The 15,924-nt window shown below is 66.5% G+C and carries 13 protein-coding genes; 5 read left to right on the top strand and 8 right to left on the bottom strand.

What is annotated here, in order from left to right:
* Positions 1-64: 64 nt before the first annotated feature.
* Together ISP25_RS03580 and prfB are read right to left on the bottom strand one after the other, a co-directional pair.
* Entirely contained in the window at positions 65-412 is a 348-nt protein-coding gene (locus ISP25_RS03580; RefSeq protein ID WP_404611709.1) for a hypothetical protein, read from the bottom strand.
* Positions 413-499: 87 nt separating this feature from the next.
* Positions 500-1,625, bottom strand: a protein-coding gene (gene prfB / locus ISP25_RS03575) for a peptide chain release factor 2 (RefSeq protein WP_192157559.1) whose coding sequence is annotated in 2 segments (ribosomal slippage) — positions 500-1,549 and positions 1,551-1,625 — 1,125 coding nt in all. Because the reading frame shifts where the segments join, the coding sequence is not laid out codon by codon here.
* 98 nt (positions 1,626-1,723) lie between these two features.
* Here prfB and ISP25_RS03570 point away from each other — a divergent pair.
* Positions 1,724-3,037 (top strand): aspartyl protease family protein, encoded by a 1,314-nt coding sequence (locus tag ISP25_RS03570; RefSeq protein WP_404611706.1) that lies wholly within the window; start codon positions 1,724-1,726, stop codon positions 3,035-3,037.
* 338 nt (positions 3,038-3,375) lie between these two features.
* Here ISP25_RS03570 and asnB read toward each other — a convergent pair whose 3' ends face one another.
* The 5 genes from asnB to abc-f all read right to left on the bottom strand — a co-directional run bounded on the left by asnB (position 3,376) and on the right by abc-f (position 10,907).
* On the bottom strand, positions 3,376-5,040 hold the full coding sequence (gene asnB / locus ISP25_RS03565) for an asparagine synthase B (protein ID WP_404611704.1): 1,665 nt from the start codon (positions 5,038-5,040) through the stop codon (positions 3,376-3,378).
* Between the two features lie 464 nt (positions 5,041-5,504).
* Positions 5,505-5,876, bottom strand: coding sequence for a SpoIIAA family protein (locus tag ISP25_RS03560; RefSeq protein WP_192157566.1), 372 nt, complete (start codon positions 5,874-5,876; stop codon positions 5,505-5,507).
* 352 nt (positions 5,877-6,228) lie between these two features.
* Positions 6,229-8,088: a single-stranded-DNA-specific exonuclease RecJ gene (locus ISP25_RS03555; RefSeq protein ID WP_404611702.1), complete on the bottom strand. Its 1,860-nt coding sequence runs from the start codon at positions 8,086-8,088 to the stop codon at positions 6,229-6,231.
* Positions 8,040-8,954: a phosphoglycerate mutase gene (locus ISP25_RS03550; RefSeq protein ID WP_404611701.1), complete on the bottom strand. Its 915-nt coding sequence runs from the start codon at positions 8,952-8,954 to the stop codon at positions 8,040-8,042. The genes ISP25_RS03555 and ISP25_RS03550 overlap by 49 nt, the downstream gene beginning before the upstream one ends.
* 6 nt (positions 8,955-8,960) lie before the next feature.
* On the bottom strand, positions 8,961-10,907 hold the full coding sequence (abc-f, locus tag ISP25_RS03545; protein ID WP_404611699.1) for a ribosomal protection-like ABC-F family protein: 1,947 nt from the start codon (positions 10,905-10,907) through the stop codon (positions 8,961-8,963).
* Positions 10,908-11,042: 135 nt separating this feature from the next.
* Here abc-f and ISP25_RS03540 point away from each other — a divergent pair, with 135 nt between their 5' ends.
* From ISP25_RS03540 to ISP25_RS03525, 4 genes are all read left to right on the top strand, one after another.
* Positions 11,043-11,390: a hypothetical protein gene (locus ISP25_RS03540; protein WP_404611697.1), complete on the top strand. Its 348-nt coding sequence runs from the start codon at positions 11,043-11,045 to the stop codon at positions 11,388-11,390.
* A 188-nt stretch (positions 11,391-11,578) separates the two neighbouring features.
* Positions 11,579-12,616 carry an agmatine deiminase family protein gene (locus tag ISP25_RS03535; RefSeq protein WP_404611695.1) on the top strand — a complete coding sequence of 346 codons (1,038 nt, stop codon included), beginning with the start codon at positions 11,579-11,581 and terminating at the stop codon, positions 12,614-12,616.
* Between the two features lie 8 nt (positions 12,617-12,624).
* Positions 12,625-13,374, top strand: a complete 750-nt coding sequence (locus ISP25_RS03530; protein ID WP_404611693.1) for a helix-turn-helix transcriptional regulator — start codon at positions 12,625-12,627, stop codon at positions 13,372-13,374.
* 90 nt (positions 13,375-13,464) lie between these two features.
* Positions 13,465-13,989, top strand: coding sequence for a YbhB/YbcL family Raf kinase inhibitor-like protein (locus ISP25_RS03525; RefSeq protein ID WP_404611691.1), 525 nt, complete (start codon positions 13,465-13,467; stop codon positions 13,987-13,989).
* A gap of 68 nt (positions 13,990-14,057) precedes the next feature.
* On the opposite strand, the gene ISP25_RS03520 is transcribed toward ISP25_RS03525, so the two are convergent.
* Entirely contained in the window at positions 14,058-15,857 is a 1,800-nt protein-coding gene (locus tag ISP25_RS03520) for a chloride channel protein (protein WP_192157584.1), read from the bottom strand.
* Positions 15,858-15,924 lie beyond the last annotated feature (67 nt).

The raw sequence follows: 15,924 nt of genomic DNA, 5'->3' as shown, positions 1-15,924 counted from the left end.
CGCGAGACGCTTCGACTTCGCTTGCTTACGCAAGCAATGCTCAGCGCGAACGGTCAGAAGGCGGTCAATTGCCCTTGCCGAACGCTTTCTTGGTCGCGTCCTTGGTGGCGTCCCAGCCTTCCTTAGCACCGTGGCCGATGGCGGTACCGGCGCTCTTGACGCCATGACCGACGGCGACGCCAGCTTTCTTGGCACCGTGGCCAATACCCGTGCCGGCTTCCTTCGCCCCGTGGCCGACCTTGGTGGCGACGTTCTTGGTGGCGTGCCCCACCGCCCGTGCACCGGTGGCGACACCGTGGCCTACGTCCTTTGCGCCCTGCTTGATGTCCTGGCCTGCGCTCTGCGCACTCGCGCCAAACGCCGTGAATGCGGCGCAGGCAAACAGGATGCTGCAAATCTTCTTGGCATTCATGCTGGCTACCTCCGTCTGTGTTGGGAACCGGGAAAGCTCTATACAGGCGACCTTCCGTATCGCGGCTGAAGCCGCGATACGGATTCCTCAGGCATCGATGCGCTTGGCGCCCGCATCCAGACCGGACTTCAGGCTGGCCTCGATGAACTCGTCGAGGTCGCCGTCCAGCACCTTCTGCGTGTCGGAACGCTCCACGCCGGTGCGCAGGTCCTTGATGCGGCTCTGGTCGAGCACGTAGTTGCGGATCTGGCTGCCCCAGCCGATGTCGGACTTGGTCGCTTCCAGCGCATCTTTCTCGGCATTGCGCTTCTGCACTTCCAGCTCGTACAGCTTGGCAGCCAGCATCTTCATCGCGCGGTCGCGGTTGGCGTGCTGGCTGCGCTCGGTCTGGCAGGCCACCACCACACCGCTGGGCACGTGGGTGATGCGCACCGCGGACTCGGTCTTGTTCACGTGCTGGCCACCGGCGCCGGACGAACGGTAGACGTCGGTCTTCAGGTCGGCCGGATTGATCTCGATGTCGATGTCGTCGTCGACTTCGGGCGAGACGAACACGCTGGTGAAGCTGGTGTGGCGGCGGTTGTCGGAATCGAACGGCGACTTGCGCACCAGGCGGTGCACGCCGATCTCGGTCTTCAGCCAGCCGTAGGCATAGTCGCCTTCGACGCGGAACGTGGCCGACTTGATGCCCGCCACTTCGCCGCCGGAGGCTTCCAGCAGCTCGGTCTTCCAGCCGCGCGATTCGGCCCAGCGCAGGTACATGCGCAGCAGCATTTCGGCCCAGTCCTGCGCCTCGGTGCCGCCGGCGCCGGCCTGGATGTCGACGAAGGCGTTCGCCGAATCCATCTTGCCGGAGAACATGCGCTGGAATTCCAGCTTGCCGACACGGGCTTCGAGCTTGCCGACGTCGTCCGTGACCGAAGCGACGGTTTCCTCGTCGCCGTCGGCGGCGGCCATTTCCACCAGCTCACCCGCGTCGGAGAGGCCGGCGGTGAGTTCGTCGATGCCGGTCACCACCGTGTCCAGGCGCGCGCGTTCGCGGCCCAGTTCCTGCGCGCGCGGCGGATCGTCCCACACGGTGGGGCTTTCCAGTTCGCGGCTTACTTCTTCGAGGCGCTCACGCTTGGTGGCGTAGTCAAAGATACCCCCTAAGCGACTCGACGCGGGCCGTGAGGTCCGCGATCTGCGCGAGGATCGGATTGGTCTCGATCATGGATGGTGAAAACGGTGGAGAAAGGCCGTCCATGTTAACAGAGCGCCCCATGACATGGCCCTGTCCACCGACCCGGATTTGCCGCGTTGGCGTTCGGAATGCCATCGATCCGGGAAATCTTCGTGCGCCTTCGCCCTGTTTTCGCCCTGCTTGCCATGCTTGCCGCCACCGTGGCCGCGATGCCGGTGGCTGCGGCAGACAATCCGCCAGCCGCCACCCCGGCGGATACCGTGCAAGTCATCAACACCGCCCTGGTCAAGGTGGATACCGATGCCTTGGACAAACTCCTCCGACAAAACGATCCGCTGACGCGGGTGCTGGCCGCGATGGCGCTGGACCGCGTGCATGGGCGCCTGGCCCAGTCCAGCACCGAGGCCGCAACCTGCAAAAATGGCCTGATCAACAACCAGCCACAGGTAGCGCTGTATTGCGCGCTGTTCGCATTGGGCAACCTGCGCCTGTCCGGTCAGGACCATGCCGCCAGCACAGCGATGCAGCAACTACCGCAACAATTCCAGGGCAAGCTGCCGGCCGCGCAATGGGAGCAGCTGAACCATTTTGTAGCCCTGCAGACCGGGCAGGCGGTGACTGAAGCGGAGCTGCCGAGCACGGGCTTCGACATCCCGGTACATGCCGGCAGGCATCATGGCAATCGCGAAAGTGACGACGACACCATCGACGCGCAAATCAACGGCAAGCCAGTCGCGCTACGTGTCGGCACCAGCAGCGCCTATGTCGTACTGGATCAGGACACTGCCCAGGGCCTGGGCATCCAGGTCGCAGCTGAAAGCGCCGACAAGGACCACCCGGCATCGCCAACCTTCGCCACTTTGGACAGCCTGAGTTTCGCCGGCGCCACCTTCCGGCATGTGCCGGTGCAGGTCGTGCCTGGCGCGCACATCCATGCCATCGGCATGGGCCTCTTCAAGTATCTGCGCACGTTCCGCATGGCGCGCGACAACATCCAGGTCTACGGCCCGACCGACGCCCGCCCGGCCTGCGATGACGCGATGCTGCTCGCCAGCGATGCAGGCGGAAGCACCGGCCTGCGCCTGGCTGTGCAGCTGGGCATAGACGATGCGCAAAGCGTGGCGATGCTGAGCCTCGACAGCCCGTTCTATCTCTATGGCAACAAGGATGCGCCGGCAGCACCAAGCCATGGAGGCGGACATCGCATGGGTGGGATGGGCGGCATGGGCGGCGGAGGCATGGGGAGCATGGGCGGCGGCCGTGGCGGCAGCGCGCGCAGCACGCTGGAGGTCACGCTCGATGGCAAGACCCTGCGGATGCCCTATGTCGCCGCGCGCAGTCCGAACCTGCCATGGGACTACGCGCTGGGCCATGCCATGCTCGACGACATGGACCTCTACGTGGACTTCAACAGCCAGCACACTTGTCTGCTGAAACATTGAGGCCTGTCGACGCCAGATGGAGTGCACATCCCGGTGTGCATCCATTGCTGCCCGGAATATTTCGCGGCCGCTCTTCTCCCCTTTCCTACCCGGGAGAGAGCCGGGGGAGAGGGGCCGTACCTGCCACGGCATCTCGCTCTGCCCGAACCTTCTCCCGGCTGCCGCCCCCTCTCCCGGAGGGAGAGAGATTCACTATCCGGCGTTCGCGCGAATTCAAGTCGCCCGGCTTCACTGTTTGGAGCAAGGGTCCGCGGTGCCAGGAGTCTGGACACAGGAGTTCGGATATCCCGAACAGCAATGGGCGTGCCCTGGAATAACCGCTTGAACCTTCGGCGTCGTTACAACGCCTTTTCGTGCACTCCGCGCACCGCGCGACCCGACGGATCGGCCATGCCGGCAAAGCTCGCATCCCATTCGATCGCAACCGGCGAGGAGCACGCGATGGACTTGCCGCCCGGCACGGTGGCCGCGCTGGCTTCGCCCGGATAATGCTGTTCGAAGATTCGGCGGTAGAAGTACGCCTCCTTGGTGGCGGGAGTGTTGAACGGAAAGCGGGCCGCGGCGGCGGCGAATTCGCGGTCGCTCACCATCTGCTCGGCGTTCGCCTTCAGTCCGTCGATCCAGCCGTAGCCCACGCCGTCGCTGAACTGCTCCTTCTGGCGCCAGAGGATTTCCTTCGGCAAGGCACCGTCGAATGCGGCACGCAGCACATGCTTTTCGATCCTGCCGTTGCCGGCCATCTTGTAGGTGGCGTCCATGCCCATTGCCACGTCGATGAACTCGAGGTCGAGGAACGGCACGCGCGCCTCCACGCCCCAGGCCATCATCGCCTTGTTCGCACGCAGGCAGTCGTAGCTGTGCAGTGCGTCGAGCTTGCGTACGGTTTCCTCGTGGAAAGCCTCCGCCGAGGGTGCCTTGTGGAAGTACAGGTAGCCGCCGAAGATCTCGTCCGAACCCTCGCCCGACAGCACCATCTTCACTCCCATCGCCTTGATGCGGCGAGCCAGCAGGTACATCGGCGTGGCGGCACGAATGGTGGTGACGTCGTAGGTCTCCAGATGCCGGATCACCTCGGGCAGCGCGTCCAGCCCTTCCCAGAAGGTGTAGACGAAACCGTGGTGCACCGTACCCAGCGCATCGGCAGCAATCTGCGCGGCGGCAAGATCGGGCGAACCTTCCAGCCCGATGGCGAAGGAATGCAGGCGCGGCCACCACGCCTCGCTCCTGTCGTTGTCTTCGATACGCTCGCGGGCAAACTTCGCGGCGCAGGCGGCCACCAGCGAGGAATCCAACCCGCCGGAAAGCAGCACGCCATAGGGCACGTCCGTCATCAGCTGGCGATGCACGGCCCGCTCGAACGCTTCGCGCAGCTCGGCCGCAGGCACTTCGTGACCGCGCGTGGCGGCATGGTCGCGCCAGCCCTTCTCGTAGTAGCGGCGCAGCTCGCCGGTGGCGCTGTCGTACAGGTGGCCGGGCGGGAACGTGGCCACGTCGGCGCACACGCCGGACAGCGCCTTCATCTCCGAAGCCACGCAGAGGCGCCCCTGCTCGTCATGCCCCCAGTACAGAGGGCATACGCCGATGGGATCGCGCGCGATCAGGTAACGCTGCGCGGCGCCGTCCCACAGGGCAAACGCGAAGATGCCGTTGAGCTTGTGCAGGAAGTCCGCGCCGTATTCGCGGTAAAGCGCGTTGATGACTTCGCAATCCGATCCTGTGGTGAAGTCATAGCCGCTGGTATCGCGCAATTCGCGGTGGTTGTAGATCTCCCCGTTGACCGCCAGCGCCAGCGCGCCGTCGCGCGAGCGCAGCGGCTGCGCGCCGGAGGCCGGATCGACGATGGCGAGGCGCTCGTGCACCAGGATGACGCCAGCATCCACGAACACGCCGCTCCAGTCCGGGCCGCGATGGCGCTGGCGCTGCGACAGTTCCAGCGCCTGCCGGCGCAGGGCGGCGAGATCGTCGCCCGGTTGCAGGTCGAACATTCCGAAAATCGAACACATGGTGGGCGTTCCTCGTTTGCTGGTGATGAAAGCTCTATTTGAAAGTCGGCCACGGATGGCCGGTTTTGCTTTGCGTGGATGGAGCCACGCAATGGTCGATGCACGGCCATGGAGAGCCGGTCTTGCCTTCGCGCGGATGGATCCGCGCACAAATCAGACCCACAAAAAAACCAAGGCCCGCACTGGGCGGGCCTTGGTCGCGTGTCTGGTGGTGTTGCTTTCAGCTACGCGCGGGCCCGCCAACGATTGGCGTTACTGCTCGCGCGATTATTGTTGGCGACCGCCACGATGCCCGGCGCGGCAAGCGCGGTGGCGTTCGGAAACATGGCGGACGTGAAGGTCATGGAACGACTAGAACAGAAGGCTGGCGTTTGCGCAAGTGACGATTGGGCATGAAGGCATTTGGCCGTCCATGTACTCACCATGCACTGACCCGGTGACCCGGTGACCCGGCGCGGCATGCACTATTCCGCTGGTTCTGCGATCCAGCGCGTCGCTTCCTCCAGCCCGGCCAGCGCGAACAGGCGAAAATCGGCGGGCACCAGGAAACGCGTCGCCTTGGTCGCCGTGCGCAGCCACCGCACGTCGGTCACCAGCGCCACGCGGTCCCAGCCGCTGAGGTGGCGCATGCCGAGCATGGCGTCGTCCCACATCGCGCCGGCGTCGAAGCCGGTGAAGTCGGGGTCCACCACGAACAGCATGCGCAGTTTGCGATTGAGCGCGAACACCGCTTCCACGTCCGGCACCAGCACCTGCTCGTAGTCCGCCGCGGTCACCTGGCCGTGCGCGCGAAAGCCCACTGTACCGGGCGGCAATCCATCGATCTGTTCAAGCATGAGGGTCTCCGTGACGAGCGGGTGACCAGTGTGGGACGTACGTCGTGAACGCCGCGCGAGCTCAAAGTCTGTTCACGATCTCCAGGTGCCGCGCACGCAGAGCTCTGTGTATGCGCAGGCGAAAGAAGGCCGAAGGCACGCAGGGGAATCCATGGATGGATTCGGCCTTGAGAAGCGAGGAGTAGACGCCTGTCCAATATCGAATGATGAGGCCAGCCTATGGGCAAACAAACTCGGCTCATTAGGCTCTCATCGAGTGGCCGCCACGCGGCGCACGGTTGCTGGACAGGCGCTACGCCGCGCGCTGCCACTCGATGGCAACGCCCGGCACTTGGAGATCGCGAACAGACTCTCAGGCCGGCTCGATGTGGCGCAGCAGCAAGCGCGGTGACTCGCGGCCCTGCCAGTCGTTGACCACGAGTTCGTAGGCGGCGCGCAGACGCAAGGGTGGAGAGACGCTGCCGACGTTGAACATCACCGCGTCGTGCATGCTGCCGTCGCGCGGATCGCGCAGTCCCAGCCGCCAGTGGCCCTCGCCCATCGGCTTCCAGTTCGCGCATTCGAACACGTTGTCGAACAGGGGCTCGGGAAAGGCCTGCCCCCAGGGACCGGCGCTGCGCAGTTGCAAGGCCAGCTGCAGCGACAGGCTGCCTGCAGGAAGTTCGCCATCGGTGTAAAGAGCCGCTTGCAGGCGTTCCGGCGCAATCAGCTCGCGCGCGGCCGTGTCGAAAGCGGCGGCGAAGCGCGGGAAATCCGCCGTGCGCAGGCTCAGGCCGGCCGCCATCGCATGGCCGCCGAAACGTTCGATCAGGCCGGGCTGGCGGGCATCGATCATCGCCAACGCATCGCGCAGGTGGAAACCGGGAATCGAGCGCCCCGAGCCGCGGAGGTGTTCGGTGTCGGAGCGGTTGGTACGCACTTCTTGTGCGGAAGAATCAAGAAGCGGCGATCCGTCGCCGCACTCTTCAAGGGTGGCCGGCGCAAAGGCAATCACCGGCCGGTGCAGGCGCTCCTTCAGCTTGGAGGCCACCAGGCCCACCACACCCGCGTGCCACGAGGGTTCGTACAGCGCCACGCCCACCGCGTCGATATCGCTCAGGCCGGCCGTCATCGCCTCGGCTTCGGCCACCATCGAGGCTTGCAGGTCGCGGCGCTCGCGGTTGATCGCGTCGAGCTCCCCGGCGTAGCGGCGTGCCTGTGCGATGTCGTCGGTGAGCAGGCATTCCACGCCCAGTTGCATGTCTTCCAGCCTGCCGGCGGCATTGAGACGTGGCCCCACCGCAAAGCCGAGATCGCTGGCGCACAGCGTGGCCGCACTGCGCTTGCCGCACTCGATGAGCGCAGCGATGCCGGCACAGGCATAGCCATTGCGGATGCGCCGCAAGCCGGCCTCCACCAGTACGCGATTGTTGAAATCCAGCGGCACCAGGTCAGCCACGGTGCCGAGCGCCACCAGGTCGAGCAAGGTGGAGAGGTCGGGTCTGCCCTTTTCGGGAGTGCGTCCGTGGATGGACTCTTCTCGACCTTGGCGATCCGGACGATCGCCCGGGTAAAGCCGCGCGCGCAGTGCGAGCAGGAGATAAAACATCACGCCCACGCCGGCAAGCGCCTTGCTCGGGAAGCCGTCCCCGGCAAGGTTGGGATTCACCATCGCATCGCAACCCGGCAGCTGCTCGCCCGGCAGGTGGTGGTCGGTGACGATCACGCGCATGCCGAGTTCGCGCGCCCGCGCCACGCCGGCCACGCTGGCCACGCCGTTGTCCACGGTGACGATCAGTTGTGGCCGCGGTTGCAGCGAATCGACCAGCGCGGGCGTGAGCCCGTAACCGTGCACGAAGCGGTTGGGCACGGCATAAGCCACGCGCTTGGCGCCCAGCATGCGCAGGCCGCGCACGGCCACGGCGGTGCCGGTGGCGCCATCGCAGTCGTAGTCGCCGGCGATCAGGATGGCCCAATCGTCGCGGATGGCCTCGGCCAGCAGCTCGGTGGCGGCATCCAGGCCGCCCAGCGACTGCGGCAGCAGCAGATGCTGCAAGCGATGCGCCACGCCTTCGGGTCGCAGCACGCCTCGCGCGGCATAGACCCGCTGCAACACCGGGTGCACGGCGGCGTCCCAGCCGGACGGTTCGCCCTGCGATTCGCGCCGCCGCAGTTCCAGCACGCTCAATGCGGCACTCCACGCCAGAAGCGCCAGCGGTGCAGCGGCCGCCACGACCAGCGTTCGCCGCTGGCGAATGCGATGTGCAAAGGCTGTCGTTGCGCCAGCGTCTGGATGGCCGAGCACCATGCTTCGTCAAACTCCGCCGCAGGCAAGTCCTGCAGGTCGACCAGCCAGCCGGCTGGCACCGACGCCACGGCATCCTGCGTGCGTCCTGCGAACGGAATGCCTGCGCGCGCGGCCAGCGCAAGCAGCAACGCATCGCTGCCGACCACACCAGCAGATCGGCCTTGCAGCGACGCAGGCAGCCGCCCTGCTCCCCAAAACCACACGCTGTTGACAGGCGGCAGGCCACGCGACTGGCGCGCGACGTTCAAGGGATGCTGGTGCAGCGACACCTGCACTTCATTGAGCAGCATGCGCCACACGCGGCCTTCCGCGCCTTGTGGCAAGTGCTGGTACAAGTCCTCGCCCAACGCCTGCTCGGGCGTGGCGAAATCCGGCAGCCGCACCTCGTGCGCCAGGCGCAATTGCCAATGGTTGGGCGCGCCGGCCTCCAGTTGCAGGCCGGCTTCGGCGAAGGCCGGTTGCAGCACCTGTAAGAAGGCTTGCGCCTCGTCCATTTCCAGCGGCATCGAGCCGCAGGCAAGCATGCGCACACCGGCCATGTCCGGCTGTACCCAGGCGGGATCGGCATTGAGCCAGATGGCGTCGCCCGCATCGCCTGCCAGATGCTGGCGCAGCAGCGCCGCCGCCGGCAGCGTCGCTGCGCCAGCCTGGAAGGCATCGGCTAGCGCCGCGAGCCGGTCATGGCCGCAGTCTGCCTCGCGATCCGCGCGTACCAACAGGCGACGCAGCGGATGTGTGCGATCAAAGCGATCCAGCGCCGGCAGCCACAACTGCGTCGGTTGCGCGCTCATCGGCAATCAGGCTTCCAGTTCTTCGTAGAGGGCCATCCATTCCGTCTCCAGCGTTTCCTTCTCGCGGCGCAGTTCGGTCTGCTGCTGGCCGAGCTTCATCAACGCAGCGGTGGGGCCGTTGTAGGTTTCCGGGTCGGCCAGCTTAGCTTCCAGCGCAACCAGCTCGGCGTCGATGGCGGCCACGCGCGTCTCGATTTTCTTCACGCGCTGGCGCGAGGCCTTTTCGCTGTCGCGCTGCTGGGCCGCATTGCGGCGACGTTCTTCCGGCGATTCGACGGTTGCCGCAGGTTTCGCCTCGACCTTGGCGGATTTCCTGTTCGCCGAACCGCGCGCCCGCAGCCAGCGTGCGTAGTCGTCGAGATCGCCATCGAACGGCTCCACCACGCCGTCGGCCACGCGCCAGAAGCTGTCGCTGACCATGCCGAGCAGGTGACGGTCGTGCGACACCAGCACCAGCGCGCCGTCGAAGTCGGCCAGCGCATCGGCCAGCGCCTCGCGCATGTCGAGGTCGAGATGGTTGGTGGGTTCGTCGAGCAGCAGCAGGTTGGGCTTGTCCCAGGCGATCAAGGCCAGCGCGAGACGTGCGCGTTCGCCACCGGAGAAACCGTCCACCGACTCGAAGGCGCGGTCGCCGGCAAAGTTCCACGTGCCGAGGAAATCGCGCAGTGCCTGCGCGGCCACGCCGGGCGCCTTGTCCTGCAGATGGTCGAACGGGCTGGCGCCTTCGCGCAGGCTCTCCACCGTGTGCTGGGCGAAGTAGCCGATCTTCAGGTCCTTGTGCGCCTTGCGCTCGCCCGCCAGCGGCGTGAGCTCGCCCACCAGCGTTTTCACCAGCGTGGATTTGCCAGCGCCGTTGGGGCCGAGCAGACCGATACGTTCGCCGGCTTCGAGGCGGAAACGCACGTCGCGCAGGATGATCGTGGCCTCGCGGCTGGGCGCGTCGTGACCGGGCAGATGATCGTTGCCTTCCTCGCGCGAACCGGCCGGATAGCCGGCGTTCACCTCTTCCAGCTGCAGCATGGAATCGGGCACGCGATCAGGCCTGGCAAACTGGAAATGGAAGGCGCGTTCGGCGCGCACCGCCTCGGTGCCGGCCATCTTCTCCAGTCGCTTCATGCGCGACTGCGCCTGCTTGGCCTTGCTGGCCTTGGCCTTGAAACGGTCGATGAAGCTCTGCAGGTGCGCGCGCTCGGCCTGCTCGCGTTCGTGCGCGATCTGCTGCTGGCGCAGCTGTTCGGCGCGCAGACGCTCGAACGCGCTGTAGTTGCCGGTATAGAGGCGCGCGCCGCCATCGACCAGATGCAAGGTGTGGTCGATCACGCCGTCGAGAAATTCGCGGTCGTGCGAAATGATCAGCAAGGTGCCCTGGTAGCGCCGCAGCCACTCTTCCAGCCACAGCACGGCGTCGAGGTCTAAGTGGTTGGTCGGCTCGTCGAGCAGCAGCAGTTCGGACGGCGCCATCAGCGCGCGCGCCAGGTTCAGGCGCACACGCCAGCCGCCGGAGAACTCCTTGACCGCGCGTTCGTGCGTTTCCGGCGCGAAGCCGAGGCCGTGCAGCAGGCGGCCAGCACGGGCGCGGGCGTCGTAGCCGTGCAGTTCCTCGATGCGGTGATGCGCGCGCGCCATCGCCTCACTGTCGCCGCGCGCCTCGGCGTCGGCTTCGTCGCGCAGTGCGGTAGCCAGCTCGATGTCGCCACCCAGCACATAGTCGATCGCCGGATCGGGCAGCGCGGGCGTTTCCTGCGCGACGGAGGCCAGGCGCAGCCTGGCCGGCAGGTCGATGTCCCCGGCGTCGGCCTCCACCTGCCCCTGCAACGCGGCGAACAGGCTGGACTTGCCGCAGCCGTTGCGCCCGATCACGCCCAGCCGCCAGCCACTCTGGATCACCAGGTCGATGTCGGACAGCAGCAGGCGGCTGCCGCGGCGCAGGGCAAAATGGCGGAACGCGATCATGGGAACACTTCAATCGGGGCGAATCGGCCGCACATCATAACGGCTATGGGGATCACACCCGGCGCCACCAACCGTGGATAGTCGTCGGCAGTTCTGCTACAACGGCGCGGCAACGCCACGTGCGGAGAGGGGATCATGTCCAAGCATTGCTACAACCTGCCCTTGCTGGCAGCCATCGCTATCGGATTCAGCGGCTTCGCCGCGCCGCAAATGGCCCGCGCCGACAACCTGCTGATCCATCGCGTGCAGCAGGAGAACACCATGAACCTACCGACGCGCGGCATGAGCATGGCGCAGGTCGAACAGCGCTACGGCGCACCGCAGCGCAAACTCGCGCCGCGCGGCGGTGACAGCAGCAAGCATCCGGTCATCAACCGCTGGGAATACGCGGACTTCATCGTATATTTCCAGGGCAGCCACGTGATCCATTCGGTGCTCAACACGCCGGCCGGCAACAACACCAATCCGGCCGCCACGAACTGATTGCCGGCTCCCAATCGCGGCCCGCGGCAATGCGGGCCGCTTTTTTCATGCCGCACACTTCTGTGCCGCCCTTGCGGCGCCGTTCGGGCGCGCAAAGCGGCGCCCCGCCGTTTTGCGCTGTGCGTATCGCTTAAAATGAGCGGCCCTGCGCCCCGGTGGCGCCGTCCGACCCGCACGAGTATCTCCTCATGACCGAACCCCGCTGGCGCCTGCCCGCCGAATGGGAGCCGCAAGCCGCGGTGTTGATCGCCTGGCCGCATGCGGGCACCGACTGGGCCGAACGCCTTGCAGAGGTGGAAACCACCTACGTGGCGCTGGCCGCAGCGGTCACGCGCTTCCAGCGCCTGATCGTGGTGGTGGCTGATGCCGATGTGCGTACCCATGCCGAAACCCTGTTGCGCGCGGCGGGTGTCGAACTTGCCCGCATCCGTTTCATCGAGCTCCCCTACGACGACACCTGGTTGCGCGACTCCGGTCCGATCACCCTCGCCGACGGCGACGGCAACTTCCAGCTCGCCGATTTCCGTTTCACCGGCTGGGGCGGCAAGTTCGGCGCCGAACAGGACGACGCGCTGATCGCGGGCCTCGTCGATGCCGGGGTGTTCGGCAAGGCCGGCCACCGCCGCATCGACTGGGCGCTGGAAGGCGGCGGCATCGAGAGCGACGGCGTCGGCAGCGTGCTCACCACCTGGAAGTGCCTCAGCCAACGCCACCCCGAACAGAGTCGCGCGGCGATGGACGCCGTCCTGATGGACAGCCTGCACGCCCATCGCATCCTGTGGCTGGATCACGGTTACCTGGAAGGCGACGACACCGATGCGCACATCGACACCCTTGCCCGCTTCGCGCCTGGCGAACGCATCGTGTACCAAGCCTGCAATGACGCCGGCGACAAACACCACGACGAGCTCGCGCGCATGGGCGACGAACTCGCCGCATTGCGCACTACCGATGACCGCCCCTATCGGCTGCACCCGCTGCCCTGGGCCCAGCCCATCATCGACCAAGGCCGTCGCCTCGCCGCCTCGTACGCGAACTATCTGATCGTCAACGGCGCCGTACTGGTGCCCGCCTATGGCGACGCGGTCGACGACGAGGCCGCGCGCATCATCGCCACTGCGCATCCCGACCGCGAAGTGGTGCAGGTGCCCTGCCGTCCGCTGATCTGGCAGAACGGCAGCCTGCACTGCATCACCATGCAGTTGCCTGCCGGGCTGGTCGATTAAGTTCACGCGTGACCATCGCACGCCTGGAGATATTCGCAAGGCGGCGCCAGCGCATCGCTGCCGCGCCCTTCGCCGAGTTCTCGATCTTCCAGGTGCGCGCGGGCCGCAAGCGCATAGGCAACGGACAACGTCAGGACGAAATCCCTGCCGGCGGTTTTGCCGCGGTGGCGCCTGGACAGTTGCTGCATGTGGAGAACCTGCCGCCGGACGATGGCGCGTATCGCGCCGTCTGCCTGTGCCTGCCGCAGGCGATGCTGACGACTGCCGACCTGGCGCCCGCCGATGCACCGCCCTGGGCGGCACTGCCTGTCCAGCGCGCCTTGGAACAGGCGTTTGCCCACGTCGAGCAAGGCGTCTCCGAACAGCTCCCGGAAAACCTGCTGCGCCACCGTGTCGCCGAACTGGTGGCCGCCGTGGCGCTGGCCGGTTACCGAGCGCCGATGCCGCGCGACCGCGGGCTGGGCGAGCGCATTCGCCTGCTGCTCAACACACAGCCCGCACGCGAGTGGCGCGCAGAAGCCGTGGCCGCGCAACTCGCGCTCAGCACCGCCACGCTGCGCCGTAGGCTGGCCGAAGAGGCGACAAGCTTCCGCGGGATCCTGGAAGAGGTGCGGCTCACCCACGGGCTGGCCTTGGTGCAGGGCTCGCACAAGCCGCTCAAGCAAGTGGCCGTCGAGTGCGGCTATGCCTCGCCTTCGCGCTTCACCGCGCGTTTCCGCGAACGCTTCGGCAGCTTGCCCTCCGAGCTGCGTGATTGAGCGGATCGAGCGAGCGCTTGCGCGTTTGGAGCCACCGCGACGATGCGATGCCACGCACCATGCGTGCACTCCGTCCCCGCGAGGTTCCCCATGCGCCGCCTGATTGCCACACTGTTTGCATCCGCCTTTGCTCTGGGTGCCCATGCCGCCGACTTCCGGGTGCAGGTCGATGGCGAACACGGCCACCTGCCCCGGAGCAGCAGCTTCCATGGTTTTGGCTGCACCGGCGGCAACCGCGCACCCGCCGTGCACTGGCAGCACGCACCGGCCGGCACGCGCAGCTATGCGCTGACCGTTTACGACCCGGATGCTCCCACGGGTAGCGGCTGGTGGCACTGGGTGGTGATCAACCTGCCGGCCTCGAACACTGCGCTGCCGGCCGGCGGCGACTTGCCGACCGGCGCACTTGCGGTGCGCAACGACTATGGCCAGGCAGCCTGGGGCGGCCCTTGCCCACCCAAGGGCGATGCGCCGCACCACTACATCTTCACCGTGTATGCGCTGGACGTGCCTTCCATGGAGCTGCCGGAAGGCGCTTCGCCGGCACTGGCCGGCTTCATGATCCACGGCCATACGCTTGGCAAAGCCCATGTCACGTTGACCTACGGCCGTTGAATGATCGGCGGGAGCGCATGTGGCCCGGGCTTTCCGTGTCCTGCGTTTTCGCGCTCTCGACGCCGCCGTCACGGCTTGCCGTTGCGGAAAAAGCGTTCGCGTACCTTCTCTTCGTCGTGGTAGTGCGTGTACGGCTTGAGCAGGTCATAGCGAGTGACCATGCCGACCAGGGTGCGACGGTCCGGGCCGACCACCGGGATGCGATCGAGCTTTTCCACCGCGGCGCGCACGGCCACGCTCTGGCAGCTCTCGTCGGGCAAGGCGACCACCGGTTCCTTGTCCACCACTTCGGCCAGCCGCGCGCTACCTGCAGGATCGTCCCGCAGCCAGCGCTGCACGTCCTGCCGGTTGACCACGTTGAGCAGGCCGCCTTCGGCATCCACCACGGGAAATGCGCGGTATCGCTGGTCTGGACCGAAATAACGTTCGGACAGCTCACGCACGCTGACATCACCAGGTACGGTGATCATTGTGGTGGTCATCACCTCGCGCACGGGGATGTGCTCGAGCCGGTCCACCGTGTATTCGCGGAAGATGTCCAGACCACGGCGCGCGATCTTCTCGGTGAGGATCGAGCGCTTCATCAGGAATACGCTCACGCCGTAGGCCATGGTGCAGGACACCAGCAGCACTGGCAGTGCGCTGGCGTTGTGGGTGAGCTCGAGCGCGAACATGATCGAGGTGAACGGCAGGCGCATCACCCCGGCCAGCATCGCGCCCATGCTGAGCAAGGGCCACAGCAACGGATCCTGGCCGGGAAACACCATCGACTCCAGCCCGCCCAGGCCGGCACCCAGCGACAACAGCGGCGCCAGCACGCCGCCGGACGTGCCCGAACCGAGATAGATCACCCACATCGCGGACTTCACCAGCATGAACACCAGAATCGCCATGCCTACCAACTGGCCGTTAAGCAACCTGTCGATCACGCCGTAGCCCACGCCCAGCGCCTGCGGTTCGATCACGCCGCCGACGCTTACCGCCACCGCGCCGATCAGCGGCCACCACATCCAATGCACCGGCAAGCGGTGGAACAGATCCTCCGCGCGATACACCAATGCAGTGAGCGCCGTGGCAAGCAAGCCGGCGAGGAAGCCGCACACTGCGGCCAGGCCGAAGGTCGGCAGGCTTACCTCGAATGCCGTCGCCAACGGAAACAACGCGCCGGGGCCGAGCAACCACATGCGCAGCGCGTCGGCCACAAAGCAAGCGATCGCCACCGGAATCGTGCTGCGCGGGCGCAGCTCGAACAGCAGCAGTTCCACCGCCAGCAGGGTCGCCGCGATCGGCGTGCCGAAGGTCGCCGCCATGCCGGCGCACGCGCCGGCCACCAGCAAGGTGCGGCGTTCCATCGAGGTGAGATAGAACATCTGGCCGAACAGCGAGCCCACCGCGCCGCCGGTCATGATGATCGGCCCTTCCGCGCCGAACGGGCCGCCGGTGCCGATTGCGACCGCCGCGGACAGCGGCTTCAGGATCGCCACTTTCGCCATCATCTTGCTGCGGCGGAACAGGATCGCCTCCAGTGCCTCCGGGATGCCGTGCCCGCGGATGCGGTCGCTGCCATAGCGCGCCATCAGCCCCACCAGCAGGCCGCCTACCAGCGGCGCCAGCACGATCGCCCACAACGGAGCGTGCAGGGCCGGCGCGATGAAATCGAAGGAGAACTGCTGGCGGAACGCCAGGTTGGTGACCAGGCCGATCATCCGGTACAGCACGTACGCGACGAAGGCCGCAGCGATACCCACGAACACGGCCATCAGCGAGAGCTTGAGGATGCTGACACTGGGGCGGAAATCGCTCTGACTCAGCGTGTCCTGCTTCCAGCGTTCGTACTTGCGCAGCAGCCAGTTGGCGACAGCGTTCATGCGGCACACCCGCCACCGATGCCGCAGCACCGGATCATGCGTCCGTCTGCACCAACCATCGGCCACC

Source organism: Rhodanobacter hydrolyticus, from assembly GCF_044904645.1.
Note: the sequence above shows the minus strand (reverse complement) of the source record. Positions and strands in the feature narration are given on the sequence as shown.

Bases quoted from the DNA above. Each gene is read 5' to 3' on its own strand.
- ISP25_RS03535 (WP_404611695.1), top strand. From the start codon at position 11,579: ATGACCGAACCCCGCTGGCGCCTGCCCGCCGAATGGGAGCCGCAAGCC.
- ISP25_RS03580 (WP_404611709.1), bottom strand. From the start codon at position 412: ATGAATGCCAAGAAGATTTGCAGCATCCTGTTTGCCTGCGCCGCATTC.
- ISP25_RS03520 (WP_192157584.1), bottom strand. From the start codon at position 15,857: ATGAACGCTGTCGCCAACTGGCTGCTGCGCAAGTACGAACGCTGGAAG.
- ISP25_RS03525 (WP_404611691.1), top strand. From the start codon at position 13,465: ATGCGCCGCCTGATTGCCACACTGTTTGCATCCGCCTTTGCTCTGGGT.
- abc-f (WP_404611699.1), bottom strand. From the start codon at position 10,907: ATGATCGCGTTCCGCCATTTTGCCCTGCGCCGCGGCAGCCGCCTGCTG.
- ISP25_RS03540 (WP_404611697.1), top strand. From the start codon at position 11,043: ATGTCCAAGCATTGCTACAACCTGCCCTTGCTGGCAGCCATCGCTATC.
- asnB (WP_404611704.1), bottom strand. From the start codon at position 5,040: ATGTGTTCGATTTTCGGAATGTTCGACCTGCAACCGGGCGACGATCTC.
- ISP25_RS03560 (WP_192157566.1), bottom strand. From the start codon at position 5,876: ATGCTTGAACAGATCGATGGATTGCCGCCCGGTACAGTGGGCTTTCGC.
- ISP25_RS03570 (WP_404611706.1), top strand. From the start codon at position 1,724: ATGCCATCGATCCGGGAAATCTTCGTGCGCCTTCGCCCTGTTTTCGCC.
- ISP25_RS03550 (WP_404611701.1), bottom strand. From the start codon at position 8,954: ATGAGCGCGCAACCGACGCAGTTGTGGCTGCCGGCGCTGGATCGCTTT.